A 19,030-nucleotide genomic window follows, 5' to 3' on the forward strand; every position below is an offset into this window, starting at 1 on the left:
TACGGCTGAACGTCGGCAAATTGCAGCCCATTTCGACCATCCGCCTGTCACCGCTGTTAGTCCCGGGACGCGACAGCTATAATCTGCCGCTTTCCTCTTTGCCAAGACCCCAGCAGACCATGACTGAGTCCGTTCTTGACTACATGACCCGATTGGGTCGCGCCGCCCGCGAAGCTTCCCGGGTCATCGGCCGTGCCAGCACCGCGCAGAAAAACCGCGCCCTGCAGGCTGCTGCCAATGCCCTGGACTCCGCGCGCGCCGAGCTGGCCGCAGCCAATGAACAGGACCTGGCCGCCGGTCGCGCCAATGGCCTGGAGCCGGCGCTGCTGGAACGTCTGGAACTGACCCCGGCACGCATCGACGGCATGATCGTCGGCTTGCGCCAGGTCGCGGCACTGCCGGACCCGGTCGGGGCGATCCGCGACATGAGCTTTCGCCCATCCGGCATTCAGGTCGGCAAGATGCGTGTGCCGCTGGGCGTGATCGGGATCATCTACGAATCCCGTCCCAACGTGACCATCGATGCCGCCAGCCTTTGCCTGAAGTCGGGCAACGCGACCATCCTGCGCGGTGGTTCCGAAGCGATTCATTCCAACCGGGCGATTGCCGCGTGCATTCAGCGCGGTCTGGCCGAAGCCGAATTGCCGGCAGCGGTGGTGCAAGTGGTCGAAACCACTGATCGTGCGGCGGTTGGCGCGATGATCACCATGCCCGAGTACGTTGACGTGATCGTGCCGCGCGGTGGCCGTGGCCTGATCGAGCGCATCAGCCGCGATGCCCGCGTGCCGGTGATCAAGCACCTGGACGGCATCTGCCACGTCTATGTCAGCGCCCACGCCGATCTGCCGAAAGCCCAGCGCATCGCCTTCAATGCCAAGACCTACCGTTATGGCATTTGTGGCGCGATGGAGACCCTGCTCGTCGATCAACGTGTTGCCAAGGATTTCCTGCCGTCGATGGCTGCGCAGTTCCGCGAAAAAGGCGTCGAACTGCGTGGCTGCGAGCGTACCCGGGTGATCATTGACGCCGTAGCGGCCAGCGAAGACGACTGGAGCACCGAGTATCTGGCGCCGATTTTGTCGATTCGCGTGGTTGACGGACTGGACCAGGCGATCGAACACATCAACCATTACGGCTCGCACCACACCGATTCGATCGTCAGCGAAAACCTCGCGGACACCCGTCGTTTCGTGGCCGAAGTCGACTCGGCGTCGGTGATGATCAATACCCCGACGTGTTTCGCCGATGGATTCGAATACGGATTGGGTGCCGAGATCGGCATTTCTACTGATAAGCTGCACGCCCGTGGCCCGGTGGGCCTCGAAGGACTGACCTGCGAGAAGTACATCGTGGTCGGTGATGGCCAGTTGCGCGGCCAGGCGACGGTCTGACTTGTCCGATCTCGACCTGACAGTGCCGCAAACCGGCAGCGAGTCGCAGCCCCGACGCATTGGCGTCCTGGGTGGCACGTTTGACCCGGTGCACATCGGCCATTTGCGCGGTGCGCTGGAAGTGGCCGAAGCGCTGCTGCTCGACGAGCTGCGCATGATGCCCAGCGCCCGGCCGCCGCACCGCGATACGCCGCAGGTGTCGGCGCAGGACCGGCTGGCGATGGTCGAGTGCGCGGTGGCCGGCGTGCCGCCGCTGGTGGTGGACGCCCGCGAATTGCAGCGGGACAAACCGTCCTGGACCATCGATACCCTGGAGTTGATGCGTGCCGAAATGGCCGCTGAGACCCAGGTTTTTCTGCTTTTGGGCTGGGACGCATTTTGCGGCCTGCCCACTTGGCACCGCTGGGAAGAGTTGCTCCAGCATTGCCACATCCTGGTGCTACAGCGCCCGGACGCCGACAGCGAACCGCCAGATGCCTTGCGCAACCTGCTGGCAGCGCGTTCGGTGAGCGACCCGCTGGCCCTGAAAGGGCCGAGCGGACAGATTGCATTCGTCTGGCAGACACCGCTCGCGGTTTCCGCCACCCAGATCCGTCAACTGCTGGCCAGCGGTAAGTCGGTACGTTTCCTGGTGCCCGACGCGGTCCTGGCCTACATCGATGCGCACGGTCTGTACCGTGCGTCGAACTGAACAAGGCGTGCTTCACTGATACGAATCCACGTATCGCCAAGCCGCCGAATACATGAGCAAAACGAGTTTTATATGACCGACAAAGATGTAAGCAAAGTTAAGCGCAAAGGCACGTTCAAGAGCGCACCGCTGCCAGAAGTCGCCAACACCAACGAGCCGCTCAAGGGCGACGAGCTGGTCAAGGTTGCCGTGGCAGCCCTGGAAGACGTCAAGGCACAAGACATCCAGATCATCGATGTTCGCGACAAGCAGAGCATCACTGACTACATGATCATCGCTACCGGTACGTCGAATCGCCAGATCAACGCGATGCTGGACAAGGTCCGCGAAGAAGTCAAAAAGCAGGGCGCCAAGCCGTTGGGCGAAGAAGGCAAGGGCGACAGCGACTGGGTACTGCTCGACCTGGACCTGGTGATCGTGCACATGATGACCGCCTCGGCACGTCAGTTCTACGACCTGGAGCGCCTGTGGGCCGGTGCCGAGCAAAGCCGTGCGGCAGACGCCAAGCACCACAGCCCGGAAAACACCCACGAGCACTTCACCAAGCTCAACAAAGACCAGCTGTAAGGGATTGCTGTGCGACTGCGACTGATCGCCGTCGGTTCACGCATGCCCAAGTGGGTGGAAGAAGGCTGGCATGAATATGCCAAGCGTCTTCCGTCCGAGCTGGCGCTGGAACTGGTGGAAATTCCGCTCAATACCCGTGGCAAGAACGCCGACGTGGCCCGTTTCATCCGCCAGGAAGGCGAAGCCATGCTGGCCAAGGTCGGGCCGAACGAGCGGATTGTCACGCTGGAAGTCCACGGCAAGCCTTGGAGCACCGAGCAACTGGCGGTCGAACTCGACCGTTGGCGGCTGGATTCGCGCACGGTCAACTTCATGGTCGGCGGCCCCGAAGGGCTGGCGCCGGAAGTCTGCGCCCGCGCCGATCAGCGCTGGTCGTTGTCGCCGCTGACCTTGCCGCACCCGCTGGTGCGGATCCTGATCGGCGAACAGCTGTACCGTGCCTGGACCGTGCTGTCCGGTCACCCTTACCACAAGTAGTCCTGCCCTCATGTCTCAGCCGATCCGCATCAAGGACCACGAAAAGGACGCCCGCCTGGTGCGCAGTCGCGTCGTGTTCGGGGCCGTTGCGGTCATGCTGTTGATCTGCGTACTGATTGCGCGGCTGTACTACTTGCAGGTGATCCAGTACGAGTACCACTCGACGCTCTCGGAAAACAACCGCGTCCATGTGCAGCCGATTCCGCCGACTCGCGGGTTGATCTTCGACCGCAACGGCGTGGTGGTGGCGGACAACCGTCCCAGCTTCAGCCTGAGCATGACCCGCGAACGCTCCGGCGACTGGCAGCAAGTGCTCGACGTGATCGTCGAAGTGCTGCAGCTGACGCCCGAGGACCGGGTGATCTTCGAAAAACGCATGCGGCAGGGGCGCCGGCCGTTCGAGCCAGTGCCGATCCTGTTCGAGCTGACGGAAGAGCAGATCGCCCGGATTGCGGTGAACCAGTTCCGCCTGCCAGGCGTGGAAGTGGTCGCGCAACTGGTACGCCATTACCCGCAGGGCGCGCATTTTGCGCACTCGGTGGGTTACATGGGGCGGATCAACGAGAAAGAGCTGAAGACCCTCGACCCGGTCAACTACAGCGGCACCCATCACATCGGCAAGACCGGCATCGAGCGTTTCTACGAGCCGGAGTTGCACGGGCAAGTGGGTTACGAGGAAGTCGAGACCAACGCCCGGGGCCGCGTATTGCGCGTACTCAAGCGTACCGATCCGATTCCCGGCAAGGACATTGTCCTCAGCCTCGACATCAAACTGCAGGAAGCGGCGGAAGCCGCGCTCGGCGGGCGTCGAGGTGCGGTGGTGGCGCTGGACCCGAAGACCGGCGAAGTGCTGGCGATGGTCAGCCAGCCGAGTTTCGACCCGAACCTGTTCGTGACCGGTATCAGCTTCAAGGCCTATGCCGAGCTGCGCGATTCCATCGACCGGCCGCTGTTCAACCGGGTGCTGCGCGGTCTGTATCCGCCGGGCTCGACGATCAAACCGGCGGTGGCGATTGCCGGCCTCGATGCCGGTGTGGTGACAGCGTCGAGCCGGGTCTTCGACCCCGGTTACTACATGCTGCCCAACTACGATCACAAGTACCGCAACTGGAACCGTACCGGTGACGGTTTCGTCGACCTCGATACGGCGATCATGCGGTCCAACGACACCTACTTCTATGACCTGGCGCACAAGCTGGGCATCGATCGGCTGTCGGCCTACCTGAACAAGTTCGGCATCGGCCAGAAGGTCTCGCTGGACATGTTCGAAGAATCCCCCGGCCTGATGCCGTCCCGCGAGTGGAAGCGCGCGACCCGCAAACAGGCGTGGTTCCCGGGCGAAACCCTGATTCTGGGGATCGGCCAGGGCTACATGCAGTCCACGCCGTTGCAGTTGGCGCAGGCCACGGCACTGGTGGCCAACAAAGGCATCTGGAACCGGCCGCACCTGGCCAGGACCATCGAAGGCGCAAAACCGCTGGACGAGAATCCGATGCCGGACATCATTCTGCGCGATCCGTCGGACTGGACCAAGGTCAACCACGGTATGCAGCAGGTGATGCACGGCGCTCGCGGTACCGCGCGCAAGGCGGCGATCGGTGCGCAATACCGGATCGCCGGCAAGTCCGGTACGGCCCAGGTGGTGGCGATCAAACAGGGTGAGAAATACGACCGCTCCAAGGTTCAGGAGCGCCACCGCGACCACGCCTTGTTCGTCGGGTTCGCCCCGGCCGACAACCCGAAAATCGTGGTCTCGGTGATGGTCGAGAACGGTGAATCCGGCTCTGGTGTCGCCGCGCCAGTGGTGCGTCAGGTGATGGATGCTTGGCTTCTGGACCAGGATGGTCGGTTGAAGGCCGAATACGCCGGCCCTATCAGTGCGGAGGCTACGGCCCGTGATGAATAATTTTGATCGCATGCTCTCCAGCGAGGATGTGATGCGTCGCCGTGCGACGCTGCTGCAACGTCTGCATATCGATGGTCCCTTGTTGATCCTGCTGCTGATCCTCGCCGCAGGCAGTCTGTTCGTGCTGTATTCGGCCAGCGGCAAGAGCTGGGACCTGCTGGGCAAACAAGCCACGTCGTTTGGCATCGGCCTGGTGTCGATGATCGTCATCGCGCAATTCGAACCGCGTTTCATGGCCCGCTGGGTGCCGCTCGGCTACGTGGTCGGGGTGGTGCTGCTGATGGTGGTGGACATCATGGGCCACAACGCCATGGGCGCCACGCGCTGGATCAACATCCCCGGGGTGATTCGCTTCCAGCCCTCGGAGTTCATGAAGATCCTGATGCCGGCGACGATTGCCTGGTACCTGTCCAAGCGCACGCTGCCGCCGCAGCTCAAACACGTGGGCATCAGCCTGCTGCTGATCGGCGTGCCATTCATTCTGATTGTGCGGCAGCCCGACCTCGGTACGTCGCTGCTGATTCTGGCCGGCGGCGCGTTCGTGCTGTTCATGGGCGGGCTGCGCTGGCGCTGGATCCTCAGCGTGCTGGCCGCCGCCGTACCCGTGGCGATCGCCATGTGGTTCTTCATCATGCACGACTACCAGAAGCAGCGAATCCTGACCTTCCTCGACCCGGAAAGCGATCCGCTCGGCACCGGCTGGAACATCATTCAGTCGAAAGCCGCGATCGGTTCCGGCGGCGTGTTCGGCAAGGGCTGGCTGCTGGGCACCCAGTCGCACCTGGACTTTTTGCCGGAAAGCCACACCGACTTCATCATTGCCGTACTGGGCGAAGAGTTTGGCCTGGTGGGCATCTGCGCGCTGTTGCTGATCTATCTGTTGTTGATCGGTCGCGGCCTGGTGATTACCGCCCAGGCGCAGACGCTGTTCGGCAAATTGCTCGCCGGCGCGCTGACCATGACGTTTTTTGTTTATGTTTTCGTCAACATCGGTATGGTCAGTGGCCTGTTGCCGGTGGTGGGGGTGCCGTTGCCCTTCATTAGCTACGGAGGAACTTCGCTGGTGACACTGCTGTCAGCGTTTGGGGTTTTGATGTCGATTCATACGCATCGCAAGTGGATCGCACAGGTTTGAATAAGGTGAAGAGTTCAATGCAAGTCATGCGCAGCTGGGCGACTCGTTACGCGCCATGGGTCGGCCTGGTCGGCGTCCTTGGCAGTGCGCAGGAAGCGCTGGCCGGCGATTACGAAGGCTCGCCGCAGGTGGCCGAGTTCGTCGGTGAAATGACCCGCGACTACGGTTTTGCCGGTGAGCAACTGATGGCGGTGTTCCGCGAGGCCCAGCGCAAGCAGGCAATTCTCGACGCCATCTCCAAACCTGCCGAGCGGGTCAAGCAGTGGAAAGAATATCGCCCGATGTTCCTCACCGACGCGCGCATCGCTCGCGGTGTGGACTTCTGGCGTCAGCACGAGGCGGTACTGGCCCGTGCCGAGCAGGAATACGGCGTGCCGGCACAAGTCATCGTGTCGATCATCGGCGTCGAGACCTTTTTCGGACGTAATACCGGTAATTATCGGGTGATCGATGCTTTGTCGACCCTCGGTTTCGACTATCCTCCCCGTGCCGAATTTTTCCGCAAGGAACTGCGTGAGTTCCTGCTGCTGGCCCGTGAGGAGCAGGTCGATCCGTTGACCCTCAAGGGCTCGTATGCCGGGGCGATGGGTTTGCCGCAGTTCATGCCGAGCAGCTTTCGCGCTTATGCGGTGGATTTTGACGGTGACGGTCACATCAACATCTGGACCAATCCGGATGATGCGATCGGCAGCGTTGCCAGCTATTTCAAGCGCCACGGCTGGGTCGCCGGCGAGCCGGTGGTCAGTCGCGCGGATGTGCGTGGCGAGCAGGTCGACGACGGCCTGACCACCGGGATCGAACCGACAAAGACGGTTGGAGAGTTGCGGGCGCTGGGCTGGTCAAGTCATGATGCGCTGCGCGATGATATGCCGGTTACTGCATTTCGCCTCGAAGGCGACAACGGCCCTGAATACTGGATGGGCCTGAAGAATTTCTACGCGATCACGCGTTATAACCGCAGCGTGATGTACGCCATGGCCGTATATCAACTGTCTGAAGAGCTGGTAAAAGCACGGGGCGTCAAGTAATGCGGGCATTGCCTATGAATAAACCCCTGAAGCTGGTGGCTTTCGCTGCATTGGCGGCGCTGGTCGTCAGTTGTTCGACCAGTCGCGCGCCCACTCAGAAAACCTCCTCTACTACCGCGGTGCGTGCGCAGCCGGGTCTGGACATCAACCGCGCGCATAAAGATGGCGCGCCGTGGTGGGACGTCGATGTTTCGCGCATCCCGGACGCCACACCGACCCTGCACACCGGCCCGTACAAGGCCAACCCGTACACCGTGCTGGGCAAGACCTATTTCCCGTTGCAGGAATCCAAGACCTACGTGGCTTCGGGCACGGCGTCCTGGTACGGCACCAAGTTCCACGGGCAGAACACCGCCAACGGCGAAGTGTATGACCTGTACGGCATGAGTGCCGCGCACAAGACACTGCCACTGCCAAGTTACGTTCGGGTGACCAACCTGGACAACAACAAGAGCGTGATCCTGCGGGTCAACGATCGCGGCCCGTTCTACTCGGACCGGATCATCGACTTGTCCTACGCGGCCGCCAAGAAACTCGGTTATGCCGAAATCGGCACCGCGCGGGTCAAGGTCGAGGGCATCGATCCACAGCAATGGTGGGCCGCCAAGGGCCGTCCGGCGCCTCTGATGCTCAACGAGCCGCAAGTCGCGCAGAATAGCGCCCCGGTGATCACGGCTTCGGCCGGTACCATCGAGCAGTGGACGCCGCCGCCACAGCAACATGCTTCTGACACTGTCCCTGTACAGATCAGCGCAAAAAAAAACGCTTCTGCACCAGCGTCTGGCCAGTATCTGCAGGTGGGCGCGTTCGCCAACCCGGACGCTGCAGAACTCCTGAGGTCGAAGCTCAGCGGGATGGTGAGCGCTCCGGTGTTCATCAGCTCGATCGTGCGCAATCAGCAGACCCTGCACCGGGTACGCCTGGGGCCGATCGGGTCGCCGGGTGAAATCGCCCAGGTGCAGAACAGCGTGCGCCTGGCCAACCTCGGTTCGCCGAGCGTGGTCACAGAGTAAGAAACGTAGCACTTGATTGACGGTTCACTTGCGGTTTTGGGGGGTGAACCAGGTTGTTGGCTCGTCGAAGAACAAAAGCCCGGCAAGGGTGACTGGAGTGAGCAACTGAACACGCGATGGCCCGTTAGAAGGCTGTCTGAATAGTTTTGCCCTCGGGCAAGTTTCCATTAGCGATTTCGAGAGACGGATGAACATCACCACCTTTGCCAAACGCCTGTGTCTGCTAGTCCCGCTGCTCCTCTCGCCAGCCGCCTTCGCGGCCGAGATGATGCCGTCGCCACCTCAACTGGCTGCAAAAGCCTACGTGCTCATGGACGCCAGCAGCGGCAACGTGCTGGTGGAGAACAACGGTGACCAGCGTCTGCCGCCAGCCAGCCTGACCAAACTGATGACCGCGTACATCGCTACGCTGGAAATCCGTCGTGGCCAGATCGGTGAAAACGACCCGGTGACCGTCAGCGAAAACGCCTGGCGTACCGGCGGTTCGCGGATGTTCATCAAAGTCGGCTCGCAAGTGACCGTCAGCGACCTGCTGCACGGCATCATCATCCAGTCCGGCAACGACGCCAGCGTCGCGCTGTCCGAGCACATCGCCGGTAGCGAAGATGCCTTCGCCGACCTGATGAACAAGACGGTCGCCGATCTGGGCATGACCAACTCCCACTTCATGAACCCGACAGGTCTGCCAAACCCTGAGCACTACTCGTCGGCTCACGACATGGCGATCCTGGCCCGTGCGATCATCCACGAAGACCCGGCTCACTATGCGATCTACTCGCAGAAAGAGTTCTTCTGGAACGGCATCAAGCAGCCTAACCGCAACCTGTTGCTGTGGCGCGACAAGACCGTTGACGGCCTGAAAACCGGTCACACCGACGAAGCCGGCTACTGCATGGTGTCCTCGGCGGTACGTGACGGCCAGCGTCTGATCGCGGTGGTGTTCGGCACCAACAGCGAAGTGGCCCGTGCTGCTGAAACCCAGAAGCTGCTGACCTACGGCTTCCGTTTCTTCGAAACCCAGACCTTCTACCAGAAGGGCACCGAACTGGCTCAGGCCCCGGTGTGGAAGGGCACCACCAGTCAAGTCAAGGCCGGCCTGGCTGAAGACCTGACCATGACCCTGCCAAAAGGCCAGCTGAAAAAGCTCGCTGCCAGCATGACCATGAACCCGCAACTGACCGCGCCAATCGCCAAGGGCGACGTGATCGGTAAAGTCGAAGTGAAACTGGACGACAAGGTGGTGCACAGCGCCGACCTGATCGCCCTGGACGCTGTCGAGGAGGGTGGTATCTTCCGCCGCATGTGGGATAGCATCCGTCTATTCTTCTACGGCTTGTTCAACTGATTAGTGTTGACCTGCATGGCCCCGCCCCGATCCGGTGCGGGGCCATGCGCGTTATCACGGCTTGCGCTCAAGAGGCCGTTACGCCATGACCGATACTGAAGTAAAGGCGCCAAAGATCGAATTCCCGCAGACTGATTATCCAATTAAGGTGATCAGCGATACGGGTGTTGGCAACAAGGACAAGATCATCGAGATCGTCCTGAAACACGCGACCATCAATGATGAGCGCATCGACGAGCGTTCGAGCAGCAACGGCAAATACACCACTATTCAATTGCACATCGTCGCGACCGATCAGGACCAGCTGTACAACATCAACAGCGAACTGCGGGCGACCGGCTTCGTACACATGGTGTTGTGATGCCGGGCACGCTGGGCTTTCGCGAGCTGGGCCAGATGGCTTACGAGCCGGTCTGGCATGCCATGCAACGCTTCACCAACGAACGCGGCAGCGATGCCGCCGACGAAATCTGGCTCGTCGAGCACCCGCCGGTGTTCACCCAGGGCCAGGCCGGCAAGGCCGAACACCTGTTGCTGCCGGGAGATATCCCGGTGGTACAGGTCGATCGCGGCGGGCAGGTGACTTATCATGGCCCCGGCCAGTTGGTCGCCTATCTCTTGCTGGATGTGCGCAAACTGGGTTTCGGCGTACGTGATCTGGTCACGCGCATGGAACAGTGCCTGATCGAACTGCTGGCCAGCTACGGCGTAACCGCTGCAGCCAAGCCGGATGCTCCCGGCGTCTACGTCGACGGAGCGAAAATCGCTTCTCTGGGTTTGCGGATTCGCCACGGTTGTTCCTTTCATGGCCTGGCCCTGAACGTGGATATGAACCTGGAGCCGTTTCGACGGATTAATCCCTGCGGCTATGCCGGGCTGGCGATGACCCAGCTGAGCGATCACGCAGGATCGATTGAATTTGCCGAGGTAAGTGCCCGGCTGCGTGCGCAGCTCGTCAAACACCTCGACTATGCTGAGCAGACGACCCTGATGGGCGGAATCGACTGATATGACTACTGATGCAGTGCAAACCATGATCCCGACGCTCGACGTGACCGAGCGCCCGGCCCCGCGTCCCAAGGTTGAAGCCGGCGTCAAGCTGCGCGGCGCCGAGAAGGTTGCACGCATCCCGGTAAAGATCATTCCGACCACCGAGTTGCCCAAGAAGCCTGACTGGATTCGTGTACGCATCCCGGTTTCGCCGGAAGTCGACCGGATCAAGAGCCTGCTGCGCAAGCACAAGCTGCACAGCGTCTGCGAAGAAGCGTCCTGCCCGAACCTGGGCGAGTGTTTCTCCGGTGGCACCGCGACCTTCATGATCATGGGCGACATCTGCACCCGTCGCTGCCCGTTCTGCGACGTTGGCCACGGTCGTCCGAAGCCACTGGACGTCAACGAGCCGGAAAGCCTGGCGATTGCCATTGCCGACCTGAAGCTCAAGTACGTGGTGATCACCTCGGTTGACCGCGATGACCTGCGCGACGGCGGTGCCCAGCACTTTGCCGACTGCATCCGCGAGATCCGCAAGCTGTCGCCGAACGTGCAGCTGGAAACCCTGGTCCCGGACTACCGTGGCCGCATGGACATCGCCCTGGAAATCACTGCCGCCGAGCCGCCGGATGTGTTCAACCACAACCTGGAAACCGTGCCGCGCCTGTATAAGGCCGCGCGTCCGGGTTCGGACTACCAGTGGTCGCTGACCCTGCTGCAGCGCTTCAAGCAGATGATGCCGCACATTCCGACCAAATCCGGCCTGATGCTGGGTCTGGGCGAGACGGACGAGGAAGTCATCGAAGTCATGAAGCGCATGCGCGAACACGACATCGACATGCTGACGCTGGGCCAGTACCTGCAACCGTCCCGCAGCCACTTGCCGGTGCAGCGTTTCGTGCACCCGGACACCTTCGCCTGGTTCGCCGAGGAAGGTTACAAGATGGGCTTCAAGAACGTTGCTTCCGGCCCGCTGGTACGTTCGTCGTATCACGCCGACGAGCAGGCGAAACTGGTCAAGGCCGAACTGCTCGGTTCCTGATCCGGCGCTGAAGGCTTCACACAATACCCGCTTCGGCGGGTATTTTTGTTTGGGTTGTTGAGCACTGAACCTTGTGGCGAGGGAGCTTGCTCGCGCTGGGTTGCGAAGCGCCCCCCCAATATCTTCGGGACTGCTGCGCACTCCAGCGGGAGCGAGCTCCCTCGCCACAAGTCACTGGGCCACAGTGCCTCTTTTGTTTATCTCTGTTCCTGACTACTGTGTGCCCATGACTTTTCGCAGGGAGACCCATGGATGACCGTTCGACCGACTCACACCCTCGTTGCCCACAAACCTGTACCGGCACTGCCATCCGAAGGGCTGATTGGCGTGATCGCCCCTGCCGGGCCCGGTGCGCTGGACACCGAAAAAGCCGTGCAGTGGATGCGCGCCCGGGGTTACCGGTTGCGGGTGTTTCCCGGTGTCTACGAAAAGGACGGCTACCTGGCCGGCAGCGATGACGTACGCCTCAATGACCTGCATGCCGCGTTCGCCGACCCTGAAGTTGACGCGATCATCTGTCTGCGCGGTGGCTACGGCACGCCGCGCCTGCTGGACCGGATCGACTTCGATCTGCTGAGCCGCCAAGCCAAGCCGTTTGTCGGCTACAGCGACATCACCGCGCTGCATCTGGCGATCAGCCGTTACGCCGGGTTCGTCACCTTCCACGGCCCATTGCTCAATGCCGACCTGTTGGGTGACAAGGAGCCGCCGACCGTTACCTCCTTCTTCGCCATGCTGCGAGGTCAATTGAAGGCGGGCAGTGTGCTGAGCCATCCGGTAGCGTATCCACTCACTACCGTTGAGCCCGGCATCGCCCATGGACGATTGCTCGGCGGCAATCTGGCAATGATCGCCTCGACCCTCGGTACGCCTTATGAAATCGATGTCGAGGGTGTGATTCTGCTCATCGAAGATGTCAACGAGCCGCTCTACCGTATCGACCGCTTACTGACCCAAATGCGCCTGGCCGGCAAGTTGGCGAAACTGCGTGGTGTGTTGGTCGGGGATATCGCGGGGGTAGATGTCGAGGCGCTCAACCGCTTGCTCAAGCAGACTTTCGAACCGTTGCGAATTCCAGTGCTGTCGGGGTGGCGGAGCGGGCATTGCGATCCGAACCTGACGTTGCCGTTGGGCGCGCTGGTTCGACTGGATGCGGGGAAGAAGGAGTTGATGCTCGAGCAGGATGTGGTGACCCGATAAAGCAAAAGATCGCAGCCTGCGGCAGCTCTAAAGGAACGCATTCCGATGTAGGAACTGCCGCAGGCTGCGATCTTTTGATCTGGCTTTATTGAGTCCGCAGGCTCTCGAGCAGCTTATGCGTCGGATACCCGTCCGCCGGCCAGCCAAACGCCTGCTGGGCGCTGCGAATCGCTTTACGCGTGTTGGCGCCGATGATCCCGTCCGCCGTGCCTGCATCGTAGTTACGTGCGCTCAGCAGGGTCTGCAATTCGATGCGCTCGGTGCGGCTCAATGGCAGGTCGTCTTTCGGCCATGTGCCGTTGATCAGGCCCGCGCCATTGAAACGCTCGGACAACAGACTGACCGCCAGTGCATAGGACGACGAGTTGTTGTACTTGAGGATCGCCCGGAAGTTGTCGAGGATCAGGAACGCCGGGCCACGGTAACCGGCCGGCAGCAGCAGGGCGGCGGACAGTTGTTCCGCACCGGCCGGGGTCTGACCGCCATTGGGCAAGATCACGCCCAGTTGACGCCATTCGGCAACGGTCTTGCGAATCGCGCCATCGGCCAGGGTGTAGTTGAAGCCGCTCGGCAGCTGCACTTCGAAACCCCACGGCTGCCCGCGCTGCCAGCCTGAACTTTGCAGGTAATGCGCGGTGGAGGCCAGCGCGTCGGCAGGGCTGCCCCAGATGTCGCGGCGACCGTCACCGTCAAAATCCACGGCGTGGGTGTTGTAGGTGGTCGGAATGAACTGGGTCTGGCCCATCGCACCGGCCCACGAGCCGAGCATCTTCTCCGGCGTGATATCGCCCTGCTGCAGGATCTGCAGCGCGGCGATCAATTGCGCATGGGCAAACCCCGGACGACGGCCTTCGTAAGCCAGGGTCGCCAGCGAGTTGATGACGGACTTGGTGCCCTGGAACTGGCCGAAATTGCTTTCCATGCCCCACACCGAGACGAGTGCCTGGCGATCCACGCCATAACGCTGCTCGATGCTCTGCAGGATGTCGGCATACTGACTGATCAACGCCTGACCCTTGCGCACTCGCAGCGGCGACAGTGCGCCGTCGAGGTATTCCCAGACCGGGCGGGAGAACTCCGGCTGGCTGCGGTCGGCGCGGATCACGCTGTCGTCGAAACTGACATTGGCGAAGGCGCGGTCGAAGACATCCGCACGAATCCCGGCGGCGAGGGCGTCCTTGCGGAAACCTGCCTGCCATTCGGCAAAGGTCTGGGTCGGTTGAATATCGAGATTGTCACCGGACGGCACTACCGGCGGGATGACCGCGGGGGCCGTGACGGCGGGCACGGTCTGTAACGGTTGCGCATCGGCGGCGGTCGGTTTTTCCGCGCAGGCGACAAGCAGAATGAAGCTGGAGGCAGCGATCAGTTGGCGAACGGGCCAACGACGGGAAAGACTCAAGGGCATGCACAGTTCCAGGGGATACGAATCAGGTGCAGACCTTAACATGACCGGGGGGTGCTGTGCTTCAGGCAGCCAGAAAGTAAGAAGCCTCCCAGCTATTAGACTGGAAGGCTTCGCGGCGGTAGCTGCCTTTACCCTTGGTTGGTCGTTCCTGGCGGCTGCGGAACAGGGGTTGGGCGATGATGGATTTGGCCTTATTCGGGCCATGTTTCGATGGCTTTTTGCTCATGAGGGGTCTCTCGGTGGGTGGGTGTTGCGGGGCGAATAATCTGCCGATGTCTGGCGTCTGTCTATAGGGCAAATGCAGGTGTTTTTGTAGGAAAACAAGATCAAAAGATCGCAGCGTGCCGCAGCTCCTACAGGGATTAGTGTAGGAGCTGCCGGAGGCTGCGATCTTTTGAGCTTATTCGGCAGGCAGTGACAGACGCTGCCCAGCCATCAACAGCGCCAGGCGGCTCAGGCTCATCCACGGCGAACCGGCGGCCTGGCCCTTGATCTGTGCGTCGATGCGCTGGGCTTCGAGCAACAACTGCGCCCAGCGTGGCGCCGAGTAGCGTTGCAGGGCTTTGCTCATCAGCGGTTTGCGCTTGTCCCAGACCGGCGGTTTCGCCTGACTGAAGCACTTGTCCAGTGGCGTGCCCTGGCTGTACTGCAGCGAGATATTGGCCAGCAGGCGCAACTCCCGCGCCAGCGCCCAGAGAATCACCGGTGGCTCGACGCCTTCACCGCGCAGCCCTTCGAGCATGCGCAGTGCGTGGGCCGGTTCGCCGTTGAGCACGGCATCGGTCAGGCCGAATACGTCAAAACGGGCGCTGTCGGCCACCGCGGCCTGCACGGTTTCGAGGGTGATCTGCCCACCTTCGGCCATCAGCTTGAGCTTTTCGATTTCCTGCGCGGCGGCGAGCAGGTTGCCCTCGACGCGCGCGGCAATCAGTTCGACCGCGTCCTGACTGGCCGACAAGCCGGCCTGCGACAGACGCTGACGAATCCAGCTCGGTAGCTGATTGGCATCTACCGGCCAGATCTGGATGAACTGGGTCTGTTGACCTTCGACCAGCGCCTTGCCCCACTTGGTCTTCTGCGCACTGCCATCGAGCTTGGGCAGGCTGATCAGCAGCACCGTGTCTTCGGCGGGGCGCGAGCAGTATTCGATCAGTGCGGCAGCGCCCTTGTCACCGGGCTTGCCCGAAGGCAAGCGCAGTTCCAGTAGACGCTTTTCGGCGAACAACGACATGCTCGCACCGGCCTGCAGCAACGTGCCCCAATCGAAATTGGCGTCGGCGGCGAACACCTGGCGCTCGTCGAAACCTTGCTGGCGCGCAGCACTGCGGATGGCGTCGGCGGCTTCCTGGCACAACAGCGGGTCATCGCCACTGATGATATAGACGGGCGCAAGCGCGCCTTGCAGGTGTTTGCCGAGTTGAGCGGGAGCGAGCTTCATAAGAGAGGGCGAACGGGGCGCCTGAGCGCCCCGTACGTCTTACTGCTGCGGCAGTTCGAGCGGCGACTGGCGCGGGGTTTCCGCTTCAGCCTTCTGCGCCGCCTTCAGGGCGTCAGCTTCGGCTCGTGCCCGGTCATTGGCCGCTTGCTGCAATTGCTGCAGTTGACCCGGGGTCAGCTGTTGCAGGCGCAGCATCATGCGCTGAACCAGCTCGCGACGGGTTTCGCGACGGGCATCGTTGGCTTCCTGATCGGAACCGACGAGGTTGTTGCCGTCGTGTATGAACACTTTCTGCACTTCGAGCTTGTCGCTCAGCAGGTTCAGGTTGTGTTCGCCAACGATGTCGTAGTTCAGCACGGTGCTGACCTGGTACTCACCGGTACGACCGGCGCCGGCGTAGCTGAGGATACGCTGGTTTTCCTGTTCGTCAGCCAGGTACAGCTTGTACGGTGCACCGCTGTAAACCTTGACGCCGCTGGACTCGAGTACCTGGCGTAGTTGAGTGACGGTCTCGCCATAGGCGTCACGGGCGCTCAGATCAAGCTCTTTGATCGTCAGTTCGTTGGTGCCGGTGCCACGCAGCTGGAAACCGCAGGCGCTCAGCAGAACGGCGAGGCCCATCACCAGCAGATTGCGTTTGATCATTGTGTTGCTCCCCTTGAAACCATGTGGGCCGACCCTGCGGCCCGAAAGGTTTTACAGAGCGCCAGGCAGACCTGACGCTCAATCCAATTTAGCTGGCGACGATGTTGACCAGTTTGCCTGGCACGACGATGACTTTGCGAATGGTCAGGCCGTCAACGAAACGCAGGACGTTTTCGTTGGCGCGGGCAGCCGCTTCGACTTCTTCGCGCGTTGCGCTGGCCGGCATGTCGATCTGGCCACGCAGCTTGCCGTTCACTTGAATGACCAGTTGCAGGCTGTCTTGTACCAGGGCGCTTTCATCCACTGCAGGCCAGCCGGCATCGATCACGGCGTCGGCATGACCCAACTGCTTCCACAGCTCATGGCTGATGTGCGGCGTGATTGGAGCCAGCAGCAGCGTGACGGCTTCCAGACCTTCGTGAATCAGCGCGCGGTCCTGTTCGGTGGCTTGCGCGGCTTTCTCCAGCACGTTCATCAGCGTCATCACCTGAGCGATGGCGGTGTTGAATTTGTGGTTCTGGCCGACGTCGTGGCTGGCTTGCTTGATGGCCAGGTGGATGGCGCGGCGAACGGCTTTCTGCTCGTCGTTCAGGCCAGCGATGTCCAGTTTGCCCGGCAGGCCCTGGGTCACGTGGGCCTGCGCCAGGCGCCAGACGCGCTTGAGGAAACGGTGCGAGCCTTCAACGCCGGAGTCGGACCATTCGGCGCTCATGTCAGGCGGCGAGGCGAACATCATGAACAGACGGCAGGTGTCGGCGCCGAACTGATCGATCATCGACTGTGGGTCGACGCCGTTGTTCTTCGACTTGGCCATTTTCTCGGTGCCACCGATTTCCACCGGCAAGCCGTCGGATTTCAGTTTGGCGCTGATGACCTTGGCCTTGCTGTCACGCTCCAGTTCTACGTCCGCCGGGTTGAACCAGGTGTAGGCACCATTGGCTTCGCGACGATAATAGGTTTCGGCGATCACCATGCCCTGGGTCAGCAGGTTCTTGAACGGCTCGTTGGAGCTCACCAGGCCTTCGTCGCGCATCAGCTTGTGGAAGAAACGCGCGTACAGCAGGTGGAGAATCGCGTGTTCGATACCGCCGATGTATTGATCCACCGGCAGCCAGTGGTCGGCTGCGGATTTTTCCACCAGACCGCCTTCGAAGTGCGGCGAGGCGTAACGGGCGTAGTACCACGAGGACTCGACGAAGGTGTCCATGGTGTCGGTTTCACGTTTGGCAGGCTGGCCGCATTTCGGGCAGCTGCACTCGTAGAATTCCGGCATGCGCGCCAGCGGCGAACCGGCGCCGTCCGGCACCACGTCTTCCGGCAGCACCACTGGCAACTGGTCTTCCGGCACCGGGACGTCACCGCAAGTGGCGCAGTGAATGATCGGGATCGGGCAGCCCCAGTAGCGCTGACGGCTGATGCCCCAGTCGCGCAGGCGGAACTGGGTGCGCGAGGCACCGAGGTTTTTCTTGATCAGGGCGACTTCGATGGCGTCGAACGCGCCGGTGAAGTCCAGGCCGTCGAATTCGCCGGAGTTGATCAGCGTGCCGTGCTCGCCGTAGGCGTCCTGCCACGGGGCCGGGTTAGTGTCACCGGAACTGGTGCGCACCACCGATTTGACCGGCAGGTTGTACTTGTGGGCGAACTCGAAATCGCGCTCATCGTGAGCCGGCACAGCCATTACTGCGCCGTCGCCGTAGTGCATCAGCACGTAGTTGGCGACCCACACCGGCAGTTTTTCACCGGTCAGCGGGTGCTCGACGAACAGGCCGGTCGGCAGGCCTTTCTTCTCTTGAGTGGCAACGTCGGCTTCGGCCACGCTGCCGCCCTTGCATTCAGCGATGAACGCTTGCAGCTCAGGATTGTTCTGCGCGGCCTGGGTCGCCAGCGGGTGCTCGGCGGCCACGGCGACATAAGTCGCGCCCATCAGGGTGTCAGGACGGGTGGTGAAGACCTTGAGGGTGCCTTCTTCGCCGATCGAGTCGACGTTGTACGGGAACTGCACTTCCATGCCGCGGGATTTGCCGATCCAGTTGCGCTGCATGGTCTTGACCTGTTCCGGCCAGCCCGTCAGTTCGTCGAGGCTCTCCAGCAGCTCATCCGCGTAAGCGGTGATCTTGAAGTAGTACATCGGGATTTCGCGCTTTTCGATCAGCGCGCCGGAACGCCAGCCGCGACCGTCGATCACCTGTTCGTTGGCCAGTACGGTCTGGTCGACCGGGTCCCAGTTCACGGTGCCGTTCTTGCGGTAGATCACGCCTTTTTCGAACAGGCGAGTGAACAGCCATTGTTCCCAGCGGTAGTAGTCCGGCTTGCAGGTGGTCACTTCACGGGACCAGTCCACCGCCAGGCCCAGGCTGCGCAGCTGGGACTTCATGTAGGCGATGTTTTCGTAGGTCCACTTGGCGGGCGCCACGTTGTTCTTCATCGCGGCGTTTTCCGCCGGCATGCCGAAGGCGTCCCAACCCATGGGTTGCAGAACGTTCTTGCCTTGCATGCGCTGGTAGCGGGAGATCACGTCGCCGATGGTGTAGTTGCGCACGTGCCCCATGTGTAGCTTGCCGCTGGGGTAAGGGAACATCGACAGGCAGTAGTAGGTCTCCTTGCCTGGCTGTTCACTGACTTCAAAGGACTTTTGCTCGTCCCAGAACGACTGGGCGGCGGCTTCGATTTCACGGGGCTGATATTGTTCGTGCATGGCTACTTTTGTACTGGATAGGGGTGGCCTAATCCTCTTCAACGCGCCATCCGGGGGTG

Annotated in this window: 18 protein-coding genes; 13 read left to right on the top strand and 5 right to left on the bottom strand. The window is 61.6% G+C overall.

Annotation, left to right across the window (positions count from 1 at the left end):
• The first annotated feature begins 119 nt into the window (after positions 1-119).
• From J5M57_RS09570 to J5M57_RS09630, 13 genes are all read left to right on the top strand, one after another.
• A complete protein-coding gene (locus J5M57_RS09570) occupies positions 120-1,391 on the top strand; it encodes a glutamate-5-semialdehyde dehydrogenase (RefSeq protein WP_207849018.1) in 1,272 nt (423 codons plus the stop codon).
• On the top strand, positions 1,360-2,082 hold the full coding sequence (nadD, locus tag J5M57_RS09575; RefSeq protein WP_243435210.1) for a nicotinate-nucleotide adenylyltransferase: 723 nt from the start codon (positions 1,360-1,362) through the stop codon (positions 2,080-2,082). The genes J5M57_RS09570 and nadD overlap by 32 nt, the downstream gene beginning before the upstream one ends.
• 72 nt (positions 2,083-2,154) lie before the next feature.
• A complete protein-coding gene (rsfS, locus tag J5M57_RS09580; protein WP_007960601.1) occupies positions 2,155-2,649 on the top strand; it encodes a ribosome silencing factor in 495 nt (164 codons plus the stop codon).
• A gap of 9 nt (positions 2,650-2,658) precedes the next feature.
• Complete coding sequence (rlmH, locus tag J5M57_RS09585) at positions 2,659-3,126, top strand: 23S rRNA (pseudouridine(1915)-N(3))-methyltransferase RlmH (protein ID WP_003185785.1); 468 nt, start codon at positions 2,659-2,661, stop codon at positions 3,124-3,126.
• A gap of 10 nt (positions 3,127-3,136) precedes the next feature.
• On the top strand, positions 3,137-5,032 hold the full coding sequence (gene mrdA / locus J5M57_RS09590) for a penicillin-binding protein 2 (protein ID WP_169843273.1): 1,896 nt from the start codon (positions 3,137-3,139) through the stop codon (positions 5,030-5,032).
• 31 nt (positions 5,033-5,063) lie between these two features.
• Complete coding sequence (gene rodA, locus J5M57_RS09595; RefSeq protein WP_049827977.1) at positions 5,064-6,167, top strand: rod shape-determining protein RodA; 1,104 nt, start codon at positions 5,064-5,066, stop codon at positions 6,165-6,167.
• Between the two features lie 17 nt (positions 6,168-6,184).
• Positions 6,185-7,195, top strand: a complete 1,011-nt coding sequence (gene mltB, locus J5M57_RS09600) for a lytic murein transglycosylase B (RefSeq protein WP_169843274.1) — start codon at positions 6,185-6,187, stop codon at positions 7,193-7,195.
• Entirely contained in the window at positions 7,195-8,208 is a 1,014-nt protein-coding gene (locus J5M57_RS09605; RefSeq protein ID WP_083367819.1) for a septal ring lytic transglycosylase RlpA family protein, read from the top strand. Before mltB ends, J5M57_RS09605 begins: the two co-directional genes overlap by 1 nt.
• 187 nt (positions 8,209-8,395) lie before the next feature.
• Entirely contained in the window at positions 8,396-9,553 is a 1,158-nt protein-coding gene (locus J5M57_RS09610) for a D-alanyl-D-alanine carboxypeptidase family protein (protein ID WP_003228546.1), read from the top strand.
• A gap of 85 nt (positions 9,554-9,638) precedes the next feature.
• Positions 9,639-9,914: a DUF493 domain-containing protein gene (locus tag J5M57_RS09615; protein ID WP_064589396.1), complete on the top strand. Its 276-nt coding sequence runs from the start codon at positions 9,639-9,641 to the stop codon at positions 9,912-9,914.
• On the top strand, positions 9,914-10,561 hold the full coding sequence (gene lipB / locus J5M57_RS09620; protein ID WP_207849019.1) for a lipoyl(octanoyl) transferase LipB: 648 nt from the start codon (positions 9,914-9,916) through the stop codon (positions 10,559-10,561). The genes J5M57_RS09615 and lipB overlap by 1 nt, the downstream gene beginning before the upstream one ends.
• Before the next feature lie 25 nt (positions 10,562-10,586).
• Positions 10,587-11,585 carry a lipoyl synthase gene (lipA, locus tag J5M57_RS09625; protein ID WP_160768663.1) on the top strand — a complete coding sequence of 333 codons (999 nt, stop codon included), beginning with the start codon at positions 10,587-10,589 and terminating at the stop codon, positions 11,583-11,585.
• A 252-nt stretch (positions 11,586-11,837) separates the two neighbouring features.
• Positions 11,838-12,785 carry an LD-carboxypeptidase gene (locus J5M57_RS09630; RefSeq protein WP_207849020.1) on the top strand — a complete coding sequence of 316 codons (948 nt, stop codon included), beginning with the start codon at positions 11,838-11,840 and terminating at the stop codon, positions 12,783-12,785.
• Between the two features lie 85 nt (positions 12,786-12,870).
• Here the strand turns inward: J5M57_RS09630 and J5M57_RS09635 are convergent, their stop codons facing one another.
• From J5M57_RS09635 to leuS, 5 genes are all read right to left on the bottom strand, one after another.
• A complete protein-coding gene (locus J5M57_RS09635; protein ID WP_207849021.1) occupies positions 12,871-14,193 on the bottom strand; it encodes a lytic murein transglycosylase in 1,323 nt (440 codons plus the stop codon).
• Positions 14,194-14,254: 61 nt separating this feature from the next.
• Complete coding sequence (gene arfA / locus J5M57_RS09640) at positions 14,255-14,419, bottom strand: alternative ribosome rescue factor ArfA (protein WP_027612891.1); 165 nt, start codon at positions 14,417-14,419, stop codon at positions 14,255-14,257.
• A 174-nt stretch (positions 14,420-14,593) separates the two neighbouring features.
• Entirely contained in the window at positions 14,594-15,631 is a 1,038-nt protein-coding gene (gene holA, locus J5M57_RS09645; protein ID WP_207849022.1) for a DNA polymerase III subunit delta, read from the bottom strand.
• A 39-nt stretch (positions 15,632-15,670) separates the two neighbouring features.
• Positions 15,671-16,276 carry an LPS assembly lipoprotein LptE gene (gene lptE, locus J5M57_RS09650; protein WP_207849023.1) on the bottom strand — a complete coding sequence of 202 codons (606 nt, stop codon included), beginning with the start codon at positions 16,274-16,276 and terminating at the stop codon, positions 15,671-15,673.
• An 88-nt stretch (positions 16,277-16,364) separates the two neighbouring features.
• Positions 16,365-18,971 carry a leucine--tRNA ligase gene (gene leuS, locus J5M57_RS09655; protein ID WP_207849024.1) on the bottom strand — a complete coding sequence of 869 codons (2,607 nt, stop codon included), beginning with the start codon at positions 18,969-18,971 and terminating at the stop codon, positions 16,365-16,367.
• Between the last annotated feature and the right edge of the window lie 59 nt (positions 18,972-19,030).

This window comes from Pseudomonas sp. 86_A (assembly GCF_017491705.1).
GTDB lineage: Bacteria > Pseudomonadota > Gammaproteobacteria > Pseudomonadales > Pseudomonadaceae > Aquipseudomonas > Aquipseudomonas koreensis.

Excerpts from the sequence above, each read along its gene's own strand:
- J5M57_RS09630 (WP_207849020.1), top strand. The coding sequence starts at position 11,838 with ATGACCGTTCGACCGACTCACACCCTCGTTGCCCACAAACCTGTACCG.
- nadD (WP_243435210.1), top strand. The coding sequence starts at position 1,360 with ATGGCCAGTTGCGCGGCCAGGCGACGGTCTGACTTGTCCGATCTCGAC.
- J5M57_RS09605 (WP_083367819.1), top strand. The coding sequence starts at position 7,195 with ATGCGGGCATTGCCTATGAATAAACCCCTGAAGCTGGTGGCTTTCGCT.
- rodA (WP_049827977.1), top strand. The coding sequence starts at position 5,064 with ATGCGTCGCCGTGCGACGCTGCTGCAACGTCTGCATATCGATGGTCCC.
- rsfS (WP_007960601.1), top strand. The coding sequence starts at position 2,155 with ATGACCGACAAAGATGTAAGCAAAGTTAAGCGCAAAGGCACGTTCAAG.
- J5M57_RS09615 (WP_064589396.1), top strand. The coding sequence starts at position 9,639 with ATGACCGATACTGAAGTAAAGGCGCCAAAGATCGAATTCCCGCAGACT.
- J5M57_RS09610 (WP_003228546.1), top strand. The coding sequence starts at position 8,396 with ATGAACATCACCACCTTTGCCAAACGCCTGTGTCTGCTAGTCCCGCTG.
- holA (WP_207849022.1), bottom strand. The coding sequence starts at position 15,631 with ATGAAGCTCGCTCCCGCTCAACTCGGCAAACACCTGCAAGGCGCGCTT.
- J5M57_RS09570 (WP_207849018.1), top strand. The coding sequence starts at position 120 with ATGACTGAGTCCGTTCTTGACTACATGACCCGATTGGGTCGCGCCGCC.
- mltB (WP_169843274.1), top strand. The coding sequence starts at position 6,185 with ATGCAAGTCATGCGCAGCTGGGCGACTCGTTACGCGCCATGGGTCGGC.
- lipA (WP_160768663.1), top strand. The coding sequence starts at position 10,587 with ATGATCCCGACGCTCGACGTGACCGAGCGCCCGGCCCCGCGTCCCAAG.
- leuS (WP_207849024.1), bottom strand. The coding sequence starts at position 18,971 with ATGCACGAACAATATCAGCCCCGTGAAATCGAAGCCGCCGCCCAGTCG.
- lptE (WP_207849023.1), bottom strand. The coding sequence starts at position 16,276 with ATGATCAAACGCAATCTGCTGGTGATGGGCCTCGCCGTTCTGCTGAGC.
- arfA (WP_027612891.1), bottom strand. The coding sequence starts at position 14,419 with ATGAGCAAAAAGCCATCGAAACATGGCCCGAATAAGGCCAAATCCATC.
- lipB (WP_207849019.1), top strand. The coding sequence starts at position 9,914 with ATGCCGGGCACGCTGGGCTTTCGCGAGCTGGGCCAGATGGCTTACGAG.
- mrdA (WP_169843273.1), top strand. The coding sequence starts at position 3,137 with ATGTCTCAGCCGATCCGCATCAAGGACCACGAAAAGGACGCCCGCCTG.
- J5M57_RS09635 (WP_207849021.1), bottom strand. The coding sequence starts at position 14,193 with ATGCCCTTGAGTCTTTCCCGTCGTTGGCCCGTTCGCCAACTGATCGCT.